This is a genomic window from Streptomyces sp. NPDC054863, from assembly GCF_053610825.1.
Genome location: NZ_JBSGZD010000002.1, coordinates 1 through 13,883, shown reverse-complemented (window position 1 = coordinate 13,883; position 13,883 = coordinate 1). Strand labels below are relative to the sequence as shown.

General features: G+C 68.1%; 13 protein-coding genes and 1 pseudogene. 10 read left to right on the top strand and 4 right to left on the bottom strand.

Annotated elements, in window-relative coordinates; all coding sequences use genetic code 11:
* The first annotated feature begins 232 nt into the window (after positions 1-232).
* Positions 233-1,195 (top strand): hypothetical protein, encoded by a 963-nt coding sequence (locus ACWGIG_RS00630; protein ID WP_453319262.1) that lies wholly within the window; start codon positions 233-235, stop codon positions 1,193-1,195.
* A gap of 265 nt (positions 1,196-1,460) precedes the next feature.
* Here the strand turns inward: ACWGIG_RS00630 and ACWGIG_RS00625 are convergent, their stop codons facing one another.
* Positions 1,461-1,835 (bottom strand): STAS domain-containing protein, encoded by a 375-nt coding sequence (locus ACWGIG_RS00625; protein WP_453319261.1) that lies wholly within the window; start codon positions 1,833-1,835, stop codon positions 1,461-1,463.
* Positions 1,836-2,356: 521 nt separating this feature from the next.
* Positions 2,357-2,566: a hypothetical protein gene (locus ACWGIG_RS00620; protein ID WP_453319260.1), complete on the bottom strand. Its 210-nt coding sequence runs from the start codon at positions 2,564-2,566 to the stop codon at positions 2,357-2,359.
* A 158-nt stretch (positions 2,567-2,724) separates the two neighbouring features.
* Here ACWGIG_RS00620 and ACWGIG_RS00615 point away from each other — a divergent pair, with 158 nt between their 5' ends.
* Positions 2,725-3,600, top strand: a complete 876-nt coding sequence (locus ACWGIG_RS00615) for a glycoside hydrolase family 19 protein (RefSeq protein WP_453319353.1) — start codon at positions 2,725-2,727, stop codon at positions 3,598-3,600.
* A gap of 273 nt (positions 3,601-3,873) precedes the next feature.
* Here ACWGIG_RS00615 and ACWGIG_RS00610 read toward each other — a convergent pair.
* Positions 3,874-4,113: pseudogene (locus ACWGIG_RS00610) on the bottom strand (CHAT domain-containing protein); the annotation flags it as partial.
* Positions 4,114-4,317: 204 nt separating this feature from the next.
* Here ACWGIG_RS00610 and ACWGIG_RS00605 point away from each other — a divergent pair.
* Entirely contained in the window at positions 4,318-5,199 is an 882-nt protein-coding gene (locus tag ACWGIG_RS00605) for a hypothetical protein (protein WP_453319259.1), read from the top strand.
* A gap of 491 nt (positions 5,200-5,690) precedes the next feature.
* Here the strand turns inward: ACWGIG_RS00605 and ACWGIG_RS00600 are convergent, their stop codons facing one another.
* Positions 5,691-6,929 carry a threonine synthase gene (locus ACWGIG_RS00600; RefSeq protein WP_453319258.1) on the bottom strand — a complete coding sequence of 413 codons (1,239 nt, stop codon included), beginning with the start codon at positions 6,927-6,929 and terminating at the stop codon, positions 5,691-5,693.
* A 520-nt stretch (positions 6,930-7,449) separates the two neighbouring features.
* Between ACWGIG_RS00600 and ACWGIG_RS00595 the strand changes: the two genes are divergently transcribed.
* The 7 genes from ACWGIG_RS00595 (at position 7,450) to ACWGIG_RS00565 (ending at position 13,805) form a co-directional block, all read left to right on the top strand.
* Positions 7,450-7,893 carry a hypothetical protein gene (locus ACWGIG_RS00595; protein ID WP_453319257.1) on the top strand — a complete coding sequence of 148 codons (444 nt, stop codon included), beginning with the start codon at positions 7,450-7,452 and terminating at the stop codon, positions 7,891-7,893.
* Between the two features lie 377 nt (positions 7,894-8,270).
* Positions 8,271-9,143 (top strand): 4'-phosphopantetheinyl transferase family protein, encoded by an 873-nt coding sequence (locus ACWGIG_RS00590; protein ID WP_453319256.1) that lies wholly within the window; start codon positions 8,271-8,273, stop codon positions 9,141-9,143.
* Positions 9,143-9,898, top strand: a complete 756-nt coding sequence (locus ACWGIG_RS00585) for a thioesterase II family protein (protein ID WP_453319255.1) — start codon at positions 9,143-9,145, stop codon at positions 9,896-9,898. The genes ACWGIG_RS00590 and ACWGIG_RS00585 overlap by 1 nt, the downstream gene beginning before the upstream one ends.
* A 186-nt stretch (positions 9,899-10,084) precedes the next feature.
* Positions 10,085-10,651 (top strand): DedA family protein, encoded by a 567-nt coding sequence (locus ACWGIG_RS00580; protein WP_453319352.1) that lies wholly within the window; start codon positions 10,085-10,087, stop codon positions 10,649-10,651.
* A 20-nt stretch (positions 10,652-10,671) separates the two neighbouring features.
* On the top strand, positions 10,672-11,025 hold the full coding sequence (locus tag ACWGIG_RS00575) for an ArsR/SmtB family transcription factor (RefSeq protein WP_453319254.1): 354 nt from the start codon (positions 10,672-10,674) through the stop codon (positions 11,023-11,025).
* Positions 11,022-11,291, top strand: coding sequence for a hypothetical protein (locus ACWGIG_RS00570; protein ID WP_453319253.1), 270 nt, complete (start codon positions 11,022-11,024; stop codon positions 11,289-11,291). Before ACWGIG_RS00575 ends, ACWGIG_RS00570 begins: the two co-directional genes overlap by 4 nt.
* A 204-nt stretch (positions 11,292-11,495) precedes the next feature.
* The gene (locus tag ACWGIG_RS00565) at positions 11,496-13,805 is read left to right on the top strand and encodes an MMPL family transporter (RefSeq protein ID WP_453319252.1); all 2,310 of its coding nucleotides are present in this window, start codon (positions 11,496-11,498) and stop codon (positions 13,803-13,805) included.
* The last annotated feature ends 78 nt before the right edge of the window (positions 13,806-13,883 follow it).

The window sequence follows — 13,883 nt, the reverse complement described above, 5'->3', positions numbered from 1 at the left end:
GCAGGCGCACCGAAGGCGCCCCGGCACGCCTCCACTGCTGACGCGATGTCGTGGCCGTCGATCTCGATCACGGCATCCTCGCGCGGGCGGGCGGTGTTCCGCTATTCCTGTTTCCGCCCCAAGTCCCTTGCCTGACAGCGGGATTGACAGAATGATCGGCGCCCGGGAAGGCGCGGTCCCCCGACCGCCCGCGTGACGCCGTGAAAACTGATGCAGGAGACGGTAGAGAGTTGTGAGCGAGTACACCAAGCCACTGGTCACAGCCGCCGTTGGCGCCCTGATCGTCCTCTTCGGATTCACCCCTGACTTCGGGAGCGCCAAGGACTGCGCAGGCCAGGAGATGCAGCCTGGCGATTCCTGCAACGGATCGCATGGTTCGTACGGTTATGACGACATCGCCGCCCAGGACGCCGAGAACCGCCGGAACAAGCAGATGATCTTGTCCGTCATCGGCGGAGCGGTAGTCCTCGGTGGTCTCGGGTTCGCCGGACGAGTCATGGTCGACGACGCGTCTGACGCGGCCCGCCGCCGCAGGGCCGACGCGGAGCGCCGCGCCCGCATGGCCCAGGACACATGGGACCGCCCGGCGGAACCCGGCGGGCTCGAAGACGGCTGCGACGCCCTGCTGGGCGACGGCCGGGTCGACTTCTACACCCACGCCCTGTGCTACAGGTCCGGCCCCCAGTACGAGCAGTGGGTGCGCTGGGACCAGATCACCCGCGTGTACGTCGATCCCGGTCATCACGACTTCACCGTCTCGATCAAGGCGGAAGGCAATGAAGGGCTCATGGCCATCACAGGATTCTCCGGGGGACAGGAGTACGCGTCGAAGATCAGCAAGATCGCCGACCGGGCGGCGAAGCCGAAGGTGTACGACGCCCTGAACAACACGGGGAAGTTCCGGTTGAGCGCCGGCGACCCGGGGGGATTCGGTCTGGCCTCGGCCGAGGCCCTGCTCGGAGGACCCCGTGAACTGAACCTCACCGCAGGCGGGTTCGTGCGTACGGAGCAGGGCGCGACCCGCACAATCCCCTGGACTCAGATCACCAGGATCGCCATGGGCAAGGACTTCCTGGGGCTCCCGGAAGCAGTAATCACCCTACGCAACGGATTGCAAGTCCGGTTCGAGGCCCAGGCCACCACGGACCGCGCCGCTGTCCAGATCGCCCGCGCACTGTGGAAGGCCGCGAGGTGAGGCAGGCGTCCAGGATTCCGTCCAGCGCAAGCGTCGAGGGAGGTTCGCCTCCGGGGCGAGCGCGATGAGGCCGCGTAGGGCCGCGTACAACCTGACGCCGCGGGAAGGTGAGTACACGGTGCCCGGCTCGACGCCCAACTCCTTTACCCGGCCTCGCGCTTCCCAGGCGGAGACCGTCCTCCACTTCAACGACACCGGGCCGGGTATCCCGGCGCCCTTGCCTTGCACGCACGCCGGGCCACCGGGCGAGACTTGCCCGAAAGGGTCAGCGGGGTGTCTCTCCCGCCACCTGCGCGGGAACCCGGTGGTGTCCGGACACCACCCCGAGAGGCTGTTCGAGTCCCAGAACTCTCAGAGTGCGCACGAGGAACGGGTGGTCGACGACGAGCCGGAACCGGCCTTGCTCTGCCAGCGCATGGTTCCGGACCCGGCACAGCATGCCGATGCCCGCGCAGTCCAGAAAGCTCACGTGCCGCAGATCGAGCACCAGATCCGTCCCGGGCCTGCCGGCGAGACGGACAAGTGCGGGACCGAGCCGCAGGGCGGCCAACAAGTCCAGTTCTCCGCGGAGTTCGACCACCGTAGTGGCGTCGCTCTCCCGTACCTCGATCTCACAGAGAACCCCAGTGTCCTCGAACATGCTCCACACCTCATTGCCCCAAGGTGCACGCCGATGAGTCCCCATACGGTGCCGCGCCGCTCGGGGACCGCACCACAGGGACGCTCCGTGTACTTCAGCCGAGAGACGAGCACGCTTTCAACCGGTCGGCGCCACGCTCCGCCGGGAGCTGCCTAAGGTCCCAAGCCGCCCCACCACTTCTGCTCTTGACGTACCCCCATGACGGAACCGCAACCACCTGTGGTGACGCTCTGTTCAACCACTCCTGGCCCGTCCCGACCACCTGCCACTCACCACGTCACAAGCCCCGTTCGAGCGCCCCACGGGAGCAGTTCTGTGTACGCTCCGTGGCCGGTGCGGCTCCTGCCGAGCCCGCGGCAACGGCCTCGACGCCGTCGCCGAGACAGCCGCTTCCGCAGCGAACACCGTTGTTTCGGCGGAGTCCGGTCGCTGCACGACCCGCAACACCGCGTCCGCCAGGGGAGGACGAGGTGCCGAAGGTGCAGCCATCGGCCCCGGGCGGCACAGCGTTCAGGCGGTAGTCAGCGTACCGGCGCAGCTGCAGAAAGCGTCCCCAAGTCCGCGCCCCGGGCGGCGAGTTCGGGCAGCGGCGGGCAGAAGTCGGCGAGTGTGTGCGGCCCGCCGTTCGGGAGCCGTGCGAGGGCTTCCCCGACGAGCCGGGGCTTGCCGATTCCGGCCTCGCCCTCGACGAGTATGACGGCGGGCCGCCTGCTGAGCGCCCTCAGCGGCATCCGCAGTTCGCCGCCTCAAGTCTCGTATCCGCATGGCGAACATTGGTCTGGACCTTGACGGGTTCAGACCAATGAGGTTGGCTCTGGCCCAATCTCCCCACCGAGGATGTGGTGTCGTGTTACGTACGCGTACCTCCGCCGGGAAACTCTCCCGATTCATCGCTTCTCTCATCGCCGCGGCCCTGCTCGCGGTCCTGTTCCCCCTCTTCGCCGCAGGCACCGCCGCGGCAGCCTCCTGCGCCACCGCCTGGAACTCCGGCGCGGTCTACACCCAGGGCATGACCGCCTCGCACGGCGGACGCAACTACCAGGCCAAGTGGTGGACCCAGAACGAGGCCCCGGGCACCACCGGCCAGTGGGGCGTCTGGGCCGACCAAGGCACCTGCGGCGGAGGTGGCCAGGACCCGGATCCGTCCGGATTCGTCGTCTCCGAGAGCCAGTTCAACCAGATGTTCCCGAGCCGGAACAGCTTCTACACCTACGCCGGCCTGGTCGACGCCCTGAAGGCCTTCCCGGCCTTCGCCAAGACCGGCAGCGACACCGTCAAGCGCCAGGAGGCCGCGGCCTTCCTCGCCAACGTCAACCACGAGACCGGCGGACTGCGGTACGTCGTCGAACAGAACACCGCGAACTACCCGCACTACTGCGACGCTCAGCAGCCCTACGGCTGCCCGGCCGGACAGGCCGCCTACTACGGGCGCGGCCCGATCCAGCTGAGCTGGAACTTCAACTACAAGGCCGCAGGTGACGCCCTCGGGCTCGACCTGCTGCGCAACCCCTACCTGGTCGAGCAGAACCCGTCGGTCGCCTGGCGGACCGGCCTCTGGTACTGGAACACCCAGAACGGGCCCGGCACCATGACGCCGCACGACGCGATCGTCAACGGGCGCGGCTTCGGTGAGACCATCCGCTCCATCAACGGCTACCTGGAGTGCGACGGGCGCAACCCGGCGCAGGTGCAGAGCCGTATCAACAGCTACCAGAACTTCACTCAGATCCTGGGCGTCGCCCCGGGCTCCCACCTGAGCTGCTGAGCACGCGGGCGGCCGGCCCACCCGGCCTCCGTTCTCCCTTGAGCGTTCGGTCGAGCCTTCCTTGAGCAGTCGAGCCGCCGGGGCGCGAAGGGTACGAAGGGTGACCTCCTCGTCGTCGAGCTCGTCGAGCTCGACGAGCGGGGGGGATCCGCTGGAGTGGGAGGAGGTGTTCGAGGGGCGGTTTGAGTACGCGCGTAGGACGAGACCGGACCCTGGGTGGTGCCCTGATACGGGATGCGTGATGCTGGCGCCGCTTCCGGCCCATCCAGCAGCTCAGGGGCCGAAGTGCGCATAGCCCGCCCACAGTGACGGCACCCGGGGGTAGCGTCGGCGAAGGGCACGGACCGTGGAGTGGAGTGCGTAGGGAGTGCCGCCCGCGTCCGGGAAGTTCGCCCGAATCACTCCGTAGACACCGTCGACGACTCGTGCGGCCATATCGTCCGCAGCCGTCCACAGAGTGCCGATGACATGGCGGAACCCGATGAGCTGGAACGCTGCGCCCAGGTGCACGGCCTCGTCTGCGAGGTCCCACCGACAAGCTGACCGCTACGGCCGTTCGGACCCGCTGGGTGGCCATGGGGGCCGATCCGTGCCGCAGATCTTCCAATGTCCCGCCCGCCACTGCACACGGGTGTGGGTGCGTGAGCCAGGCCGACAGGCGCCGGAGTGCCACCTTGACGATCGCCCACTGCTCGAACGAGGAGCGACCCCCTGACGGTGTTCCTGTCCGAACTGGGCAAGAAACTCGCGGACAAATGGCTCACCCTGCTCGTACTGCCAGGCCTGATGTTCCTCGGCACACTGGCGGCGGCGCTACTCGTGGGCCACACACACTGGCACGACATCGGGAAGCTGAGGTCAGGCCTTGAACGCGCGGTCGGCACCGCGCCTCGCCCGGCGGTCGAAGTCGGCCTTGCAGCGGTGGGTCTGTTGCTGCTGGCCGCAGCCGCCGGCCTCCTGGCAAGGGCCCTGGCCGCGGTCGTGGAGAGCGTCTGGGTGGGGCAGTGGCCGAGCGTTCTCTCGAACGCCGGCCTCACTCTGTCCGGACGACGGCGCCGGTGGCAGAACGCGTCACGACATTTCAACCTCGAAGTACTCAAGCCCGCCACCGAGCAGGACGAGGAGGAACTGCACCATCAGGCTGCCGTGCGCGCACGCATCGGCCTCGCGGAACCCTGCAAGGGAACGTGGATGGCCGATCGTCTCGCCGCGGTGGAAACGCGCGTACGTCTGGACCACGGACTGGACCTGCCTTTCGTCTGGCCTCGCATGTGGCTCGTGCTGCCCGACGGAGTGCGCACAGAGCTTGCGCAGTCGCGGATGGCCTTCGATTCCGCCCTGACCCTCGCAGCCTGGGGCATTTGCTACCCCGCTGTGGGAATTCTCTGGTGGCCATCAGCTGTGGCAGGGGCGGTCACCCTGATCGCGGCTCATCGACGAGGCCGCCGGTCGGTGGCCTCGCTCACCCTGCTCACCCAAGCAGCCGTCGACCTGTACGCACCCACCCTCGCCGTCCAGTTGGGCCTGGCCACCCAGACGAATCGAATCGACCACGCACTCGGAGTGCAGATCACAACCCTGTGCCGCAAAGGTTCATGACAGCGAAACAGATCACATCGCGCCGAAGCGTCACCTTGCAGGTGAGGCGACGATGGCAAACCGCCACAGCGCTCCGCCAGAGGTACGGAACCTGCTCCTTCCATGACCGGCCGGCGAGAAAGCCGGCACCTTCCACCCGCGTGCGGCGCGTCCCTGGTTTTGAGGTGCTCCATGCCGGGACCTCGGCGGTGACGAGAATGCACCCCTGGACCGCGTGAATCATTGGGCAGTCTTCCGGACCGGCGGTGACTTCTGAGAACCGCCCGTCTCAGGCCCTGTGATGACGACTCCTCCTGCCGCGCCCCCGGGCGACCCGCCGCCCCGACTCCATGGACCGGGTCGGATTCGGCGATCCGCGCACCGTGTCGCGCAGTGCGCAGTGCGCAGTGCGCAGTGCGTGGTGCGCGGAACCGGCAGTGGTTCGACCGCCGGCGGGTGTGTCGACAGGGGTCGTCGGGGCAGTCGGCGACGCCGGTCCGGCCGGACTCGCTTCAGGACGCCTCGATGCCCTGGGCGGCCAACCGCTTCCGTACCGCCTCCCACGACGGGTCGACCGGGGCCGGTGCGTGCTCGCCGACCCCGACGTCCTTGAATCCGCTGGAGGTCGCCACACACACCACCGGCCCCGGGACCTCCTCGGTGAGCGAGCGCAGTCCGGCCAGTCCGGCCGCGGCCGACAGTTCCAGCCACAGGCCCTGGCCGGCCAGTTCCGCCTGGGCGCTGCGTAGGGCGGCGTCGTCGACGAGCAGTGCCCGGCCGCCGCTGCGTTCGATCGCCAGCACGCCGCGGTAGCTGTTCACCGGGCAGTCGATGCCGTAAGCGGCCGTCCTGCCCACCGGCACCCTGGTGGCGGGTACTCCCAGCCGGACGGCAGCCGCCAGCGGGCCGCCCGCGGCAGGCTCGCAGCTGTACAGCGGTGGCACCCGGTCGGTGAGCCCGAGCCGCTGCAGCTCGGCGAAGCCCTTGCTGATGCCGAAGAGAAGCTCGCCGTAGCCGGTGGGCACGAACACCGCGCCCGGCACGCCCACTTCGGCCGCGATCTCGTAGGCCACGGTCTTGTAGCCCTCAGGCCCGAACGCGCTGCCGGTGTGGAACGGCGTGAGGTTGCTGACCGGGTGGAAGCCCAAGTGGTCCACGATCCGCTGTGTCAGAGGCCACCGCTCCTCGGCGGGAACGGGAAGTACCACGGCGCCGTACGCGGTGAGGAAGGAGCCGACCGCGGGCGGCAATTCGGCCGAGCCCAGAACCACGCAGCGCAGCCCGGCGCGGGCCGCGTACGCCGCTGCGGAGGCGCCGTGGTTGCCGGAGGAGGCCACCACGATGCCGGGCGCGGCCACGCCGAGCGCGGCACTGACCGTGCAGCGGTTGAGACGGTCCTTGTGGCTCCAGGTCGGGTTGCGCGACTCGTCCTTGACGAAGACCCCGCCACCGATGTCCACCAGCGGGGTGCCGCCCTCGCCCAGCGTCGGCGCCAGCAGCGGGGGCAGCAGCGGCGCCCACCGGTCCAGCCCGCGGCTGGTACCCGGTCCGGTGCCGCCCGCCAGGAAATTCTCCGGCACACGTGCGTAGTCGTAGTCCACCTCCACCGGGTAGGACATCTCCTCGGTACTGGTGCGCGGGCAGCCGTGGGTCAGCGGCGGCCACAGCGGATAGTGCTGTTCGGGGCCGCCGAGGGAGCGCTGGCCGGTGGCCAACGAGGCGGCTGGGGACGTGGATACGGACAGTGCCATGATCCGCATCCTAGTCAGCGGCCGTCCCCCGGGCGGCGTGTGCGCTACGTTCGGCGTCGGGCTGTCGGGTGTGCCCTGGGAGCAGGTCGGTGAGCCACTCGAAGACGGTGCCCTCCTTCCAGTCGTCGAGTGTCCGTAGTCGGTGCGTCGCGCCAGTACGGGAAGCCGTGCGGCAGACAGCGCCAGGAAATGCCGTTGCGATCCACGTGATCGAGCGCGGGGTCTTTGGCCGAGTTTCGCCGGTTCTCGGTAGTTCGACTGCCGATCGGCGACTCTGTGGAACCGCGAGGTCGCCAGGCAGTGTCTGACGCAAGGTCTCGGCCTCCTGGCCTGGCTACGCAGAGAGTGACGGCTCCCGGCCCCGCCGAGCCGTGAATATCACCCTGAAACCTGCTGGGAACGCATTCCGATGGTGTGAGCTCTTCGTGCCGCGACTACCTACTGTGCTCATGTGTTCACGCGATGACATGGGGGTGGGATCGATGTGACCAAAGCAGAGTTGGCCAAGAGGTACCCGCAGTTGAGCAGTACTGAGCCGGCGTACCTCGACGGGATGTCGGAGTCCGAGCAGAACGACTTCCTCAAGGGCCGTGGGTTCGCGACCAGCGACCAGTGGGTGCAGCGACAGGCCAGGGAGAAGGCGGCGGCAGCGGACCAAGAGCGCCAGAAGCAGCAGGAACTGAACCGCGACCACTGCGTCGCACGCGACGGCTCGCACCAGCCGCAGGGCACCCTGCGGCGCGGAACCTCCGGGTCGGTCGAGTACGTCGAGAAGTGCGCCGCCGGGGCCCTGGGGCGGGTGGACTGGATCAACAGGTTGCGGCCCTCCCGCAGCGTCAGCCGGTTGCGTCGACAGAGACGACCGCGACATTCGTCAAGTGCGGGAGCAGCTCGAAGAGTTCAGTGGTACACGAAGAGAGGATTCCCGCCGGTCTGCGTCCCCACCGGAGCCATGCTCGGCTGATCTTCGACCACCAAAATCTTGCCGGAGCCACTTTGGCAAGTACGCCGACACGTGGGCGTGGATATCGAGCTGTTCCGTGACCCGGGGCCGTGCACCGATCGCTGATACACCACTCGGCGGGACACCATCTCGGCAGCAAGCAAAAGACCCGGCGCGCCAATCCGGGCGGGCACGTCGGCGCCCCGTGGTTCGAGGTGGCGGACGGGGGCCGGTTCTACGACCGGCGTCTGAAGTGAGTCCGGGCCGTCGGACCTCCGGTGGAGTCGCAGGTCAGCGCTTATGGCTGCTGTATAGCTGGGTGACGCAGGCTGAGGATCGCACCTTGTGCGAGTCGTGACGGCCCTCAGCCGGCACCTTGATTTCAGGAGCGCGCAGCCATGACCGACCGCAGCGGCCGTCTCGCCGTGACCGGTGCCGTGCACATCTGGCACGGCAGAACTTCGGACCGGGGGGACGAGGCCGACCTGGCGCTGCTCAACGACGAGGAGCTCCTTCTCGTCCGCGGCAGAAGTGCCCCGCTCGGTGCCCACTATGCGGGCGCGCACGCCGCGCTGCGGCGCATTCTGGCCGACCACTACCTCGGTGGGCCACCCGGAGCGATCCGCTTCGGCAGGCGCAGCCGCCCGCGCTGCGCCGACGTCACGCACGGCCGGCCCCGGGTTCTCGCTCCGGCCACCGGCCTGGAGTTCAGCCTCTCCCGCTCCGGGCCCCATTGGGCCGTCGCCGTGACGGCGGGGGGCCCGCTGGGTGTCGACATCGAGAGTGGGCACGGCTTCGACATCGAGGGCGTGCCCGACCTCGTCCTGTCGGCCGACGAACTCGCCGGGCTGCGGGCAGCTCCGGACGAGGACGGACGGCGGGGCATCTTCTTCCGCGCCTGGACCCGGAAGGAGGCCACTCTCAAGGCGGTCGGTGTCGGCATCGTCGCGGAGCTGCGGAGCCTGGACGTCCGGCCCGCGCAGCCCGGACCGGTATTCGTCGACCATGCCGAACCAGGGGTACGGGCGTTGGCGGGTCGAGGATCTGTTCCTGGGGGAGGGGCTCACCGCCGTACTGGCCCGGCGCGCCGACAGCACAGGACCCGTGGTGCTGCACCGACTGGGCGGTCGTGGCGAGGGCCGGGCCGAGGGGCAGTCCGCGGGGCGGGTCACCGCCGGCGCGGGTGTGGGCGCCGTATGACCCCGGAGAGGTGCGCGGGCTTCGTGGTGAGCGAGATGCACAGGGCGACGGCCGTACTCGGGAGCGGATGATGTCGCATTCGAAGGGGCTGCTGCGGTGCTACGTGCCGCGCCCACGGGCGCGCGTGCGGCTGTACTGCTTTCCGCATGCCGGGGGTTCCGCCAGTGTCTTTCGCGGCTGGGCCGAACTGCTCCCGGAATGGGTCGAGTTGACAGCGGTCCAGTACCCCGGCCGGCAGGACCGGTACGGCGATCCACTGCCCGCTTCCCTCCCGGAGCTCGCCGAGGAGATTCTGGACGGCATCGGTGCGGACTTCGATCTGACCACTGCCTTCCTGGGGCACAGCATGGGCGCGGTGGTGGCCTTCGAGGCGGCTCGTCTGCTTCGGCCGCGCTTCCCCTCGCCCCTGGCGATGCTGTTCGCCTCCGGGTCCAAGGCGCCCGCCGTCCGTCGCCCCAAGGGTCTCACCTTCGAGGAGGACGGCATACGGGGGTACCTGGACGCTCTGGGGGGTGCGGGAGCGCAGGCGCTGACCGACCCGGAGCTGTGGCGGATCGCCTATCCGGTGATCTGCGGCGATCTACGACTCGCCGAGACCTACCACTACCGGGCGGGGGCCCCATTGGCCTGTCCCCTCGTCGCCGTCGGCGGGGACCAGGATCCTGCGGTCACGCCGGAGGACATCGCCCTCTGGAAGGACTGCACGATGAGCGGGGCGGACATCCACGTTCTACCGGGAGGGCACTTCTACTTCGAGGAGTCGCTGCCCGAGCTGGCCGCTCTCCTGACCCGCAAGTTGAATGAACTGACCGTGAGGAGGCGGTAGTTGGGCGATTGGGGCGAGTCCGTAGGGAAGCTGCGTGGGCACCCTGAGGCTGTCGTTCCGCAACCCCTAGGGGTTAGCTCGTAGATTCCCCTGGGCTCGTCCGGCGACTGTTGATCCCCGTGCTTGCACCTGCCAGTCTTTGTCTGCAGGTGATGGACCACAGGAGCGGGAGGGGAGTTGATCGGCATGGACGGCACACACTGGATCTACGCGCTGCTCGTACTTGTCACCGTGCCGCCGATGATCCCCAACTCCGCCGTGCTGGCAGGTGCGGGAGTTCTCGCCGCGGCGGGTGGCATCAGCCTTCCGCTGCTGGTGGCCTTCCCGCTGGTGGGCGCGATCCTGGGGGACCTGGCGGTGTATTGGGTGGGTCGCAAGTCGCGTAGGAGGGTGCTGATGTGGATGCCGCGAGGAGGGCGCCGCCGGTCGGTGCTCGACCGGACCGCAGACCGGTTCGAACGCCACGGAGTGCCCTCGGTGATCGCGGTGCGGTTCGTGCCGGCCGGTCGCGGCGTGGGTGGCCTGGCAGCCGGAATCGTTGACTATCCGCTGCGCAGCTATTTGCTGGGAGCCGCTGTCGCCGAGGCCATTTTCGTCTCGTACACCATCGGAATCGGCTATCTGGGCGGACAGTTCGTCAGTGACGGTCTTGCTCCGCTGTTCATCGGTCCTGCGGTGTCGCTGCTCGTCGCGGGGGTTGCCCTGGGTGTGCAACGGGTCCACGGCAGGCAATGCAAAAGGCGTGAGTCGTAGTGGATTTGGTGGGGGATGCCGTGAACACGTCTCCCCTTGACGGGGGTGAACTGGTGCAGGTGCTGGCGACTCTGGCCAATCCGCATCGCCTGCGGGTGGTGGCCGCGTTGTCTCATCGGCGCAACTACGTGAGTCAACTGGCTCGTGAACTGGGGATCAGTCGTGCTCTTCTGCAAGGGCACTTGAGGAAGCTCGAAGCGGCCGGCCTGGTATCGGCCCAGCTGGAGCTCTCGGGGGACGCGAAGGTGATGAAGTTCTACGAAGTGACTCCTTTCGTACTTCACCTGACACCGGAGACGATTTCCGATTCGTTGCTGAAGCTCGGCCCACAAGAAACTGTCCAGCAGGATGGTGAGAAAGGATCCCCGCTATGACTTACCACGGCTGGCAAGAAATCATCGGCGCTATCGGGCTGTTCGGCCTGCTGATGGTGGTGGTCACCATCGTCATCTGGCATTGTGCCGCCACCTGGCGGGCCAGGGCCATTCTCGCGCGTGATTACGAGTACCGCACGCTCGCCGAAAAAACGGCCCGTACCCAGAGTGAAACCGAGCAACATCTCTCCGGGATCAACGACCGGCTCGCCGAGATGCAGAGCCGGATGGAATCGGTCGAGCGAATGCTCAAGGAGATCGAATAACGAGAACCGAAGGATCCGGGCCGTCGAGCGGCAACTCGACGGCCCGGCAAGAAGAAGCACCACCTCGCCCATGGCGAGTCTTCACAGGATCGCTCCCCCATGGAAGGACTTTAGTTCATGATGCGCAAAGGCAAGAAGCCTCGCACGCAAGACCGTCACGGGAATCCCACCCCATTAGACCTCAAAAGCCGCAATGAGTCTGAGATGGGCAATGATCGTCGGGTCGCCAAGGGGCAGGGTGCGCTCACCGAGCGGATCGCCGGATGGTCGATGCGGCACCGCGCACTGGCGATCGGCGGCTGGCTGGCCCTCGTGCTGGTGGCAATCCTGTCCACCTCGCTGGTCTCGGGCCCGTCCGCCGTCACCGCGGACCCGGGTGACTCCGGCGCGGTCAAGAAAGTGCTGAACGAACAGAAGAATTACGAGCCGGTCCTGGAGAACGTCCTTGTCCAGCCGCTCGGTTCAGAGCCCGGGAAGTTCAAGGAGAACCCGAAGCTCGTCAAGGCCACCGACGATATGGTCGCCGAACTGAAGAAGACGCCAGGGGCGATCTCGGGGCTGCGCACTCCGATGAATCCGGGTAAGGAGCAGCAGCTGTCGGCCGACGGCCGCTCGGGTCTGGTCACCTTCTTCGTGGCCGGCCCCAACGAACAGATGAATGCCCACTTCGACGTCGTGGTGAAAGCCGTGAAGGACGTCGCCGCGCGGCATCCTGAGGTACGCGTCGTACAGGCCGGAGACGTGAGCCTGTCCCGTGCTGTCGACGACGCCATCAAGAAGGACTTCGCCAGCGCGGAGAAGACCTCCCTGCCGATCACCCTGGCGATTCTGCTCGTCGTCTTCGGCGCCCTGGTCGCCGCGTCCATCCCGCTGCTGCTGGCGGCCACCACGATCGTCGGCACCTTCGGCCTCATCGGCGTACTCAGCCAGTGGGTCGCGGTCAACAGCGCCGTCTCCTCGATGCTTCTGCTCATCGGCGTCGCGGTCAGCATCGACTACTCGCTGTTCTATCTGCGTCGTGAAAGGGAGGAGCGGGCCGCGGGGCGGAGCGTCCAAGAAGCTCTGCGCATCGCTTCTCGCACCTCCGGCCATGTGGTCGCGGTTTCCGGAGTGACCGTCATCCTCTGTGTCAGTGGGCTCCTCTTCAGCGGTCTCGACGTCTTCCGCGGTCTCACCATGGGTACCGCCCTGGTGGTCGGCCTGTCGGTGATCGCCTCCGTCACCGTGCTGCCCGCGCTGCTCGCCACCCTGGGCCACCGGGTCGACAAGGGGCGCATCCCCTGGCTCGGCAAGCGCCGCACCACCGTGCTGGAGTCCCGCGTCTGGCTGAAGTTGGCGCGCGCCGTCGTCAAGCGCCCGCTGGTCTGGGGCGGAGCCGCGGTGCTCGCCCTGCTCGTGATGGCCCTGCCGATGTCCGACATGCGGCTGCAGGACGCGGCCGTGGTCAACAGCCTGCCGCGCAGCGCCCCCACCGTGGACGCCGCGATCCGGATGCAGGAGTCCTTCCCCGGCGCTCCGACCCCCGCCCGGGTCGCCGTCTGGGGCGTCGACGGCAACAAGTCGGACACCCCCGAGGTGCACGCCGCGGTGGACCAGCTGCACGGCGAGATCGCTCGCAGCGGCGGTCAGTTGGCCGGACCGGTCTCGACCGTCCAGGTCGACGACGTCCTGGTGATCCGTGTCCCGCTGGCCGGCTCCGGCACCGACGAGGTGTCCAACGACGCGCTGGAGGTGCTGCGCGAAACCGCCCTGCCGCAGACCCTCGGCAAGGTCGAGGGCATCGACTTCGCCGTCGCGGGCCGGACCGCCTTCGCCCATGACTTCGCCGAACAGCTCGAAGGCCGTACGGGAATCGTCATCGGCTTCGTCCTCGTCCTGGCCTTCGGCCTGCTCCTGGTCGTCTTTCGCTCTCTGGCCATCCCGCTCGTGTCGATCGCGCTCAACCTGCTTTCGATGGGAGCCGCCTACGGAGTCCTGACCTGGGTCTTCCAGGACGGCAATCTCAGCTCGTTGCTCGGCTTCACCCCGTACGGCGGGGTGGCGGGCTGGCTGCCGCTGTTCATGTTCGTGGTCCTCTTCGGGCTGAGCATGGACTACCACATCTTCATCCTCAGCCGGATCAGGGAGCGCTGGCTGGCCGGCGCGAGCCCCAAGGAAGCAGTCGTCGGTGGCATCTCCGCCAGTGCGGGCGTCGTCACCAGCGCGGCCGTCATCATGACCGCGGTGTTCACCGTCTTCATCACGCTCTCCGCCATCGAGAACAAGATGATGGGTGTCGGCATGGCGGTGGCCATCCTCATCGACGCCACCCTGGTGCGCGGTGTGCTGCTGCCGGCGGCCGTGACGATGCTCGGCAGGAAGGCCTGGGAGCTGCCCGGCTGGCTGAGCTGGCTGCCCGGCAAGAACGAGCAGCAGCAGACCGCTGCCGAAGCTCACGCCGGTTACCCCGCTCACCCCGGCCAGGCAACCGAGGAGCAGCACGCGCACTCCGTCGAAGGGACCCACCTTCGCTAGGGCGTTCCGCCCGGGCCGTCGGCCTGGCGCACCACCTCCCCAGGGCCCCCGGCTCCGGATCCTGACCCAGGTCAGGAT

What these genes read in the sequence shown, in the direction of transcription:
- ACWGIG_RS00625 (WP_453319261.1), bottom strand. Translation starts at nt 1,835, where the DNA reads ATGTTCGAGGACACTGGGGTTCTCTGTGAGATCGAGGTACGGGAGAGC.
- ACWGIG_RS00620 (WP_453319260.1), bottom strand. Translation starts at nt 2,566, where the DNA reads ATGCCGCTGAGGGCGCTCAGCAGGCGGCCCGCCGTCATACTCGTCGAG.
- ACWGIG_RS00600 (WP_453319258.1), bottom strand. Translation starts at nt 6,929, where the DNA reads ATGGCACTGTCCGTATCCACGTCCCCAGCCGCCTCGTTGGCCACCGGC.
- ACWGIG_RS00590 (WP_453319256.1), top strand. Translation starts at nt 8,271, where the DNA reads ATGACCGACCGCAGCGGCCGTCTCGCCGTGACCGGTGCCGTGCACATC.
- ACWGIG_RS00585 (WP_453319255.1), top strand. Translation starts at nt 9,143, where the DNA reads ATGTCGCATTCGAAGGGGCTGCTGCGGTGCTACGTGCCGCGCCCACGG.
- ACWGIG_RS00580 (WP_453319352.1), top strand. Translation starts at nt 10,085, where the DNA reads ATGGACGGCACACACTGGATCTACGCGCTGCTCGTACTTGTCACCGTG.
- ACWGIG_RS00570 (WP_453319253.1), top strand. Translation starts at nt 11,022, where the DNA reads ATGACTTACCACGGCTGGCAAGAAATCATCGGCGCTATCGGGCTGTTC.
- ACWGIG_RS00565 (WP_453319252.1), top strand. Translation starts at nt 11,496, where the DNA reads ATGGGCAATGATCGTCGGGTCGCCAAGGGGCAGGGTGCGCTCACCGAG.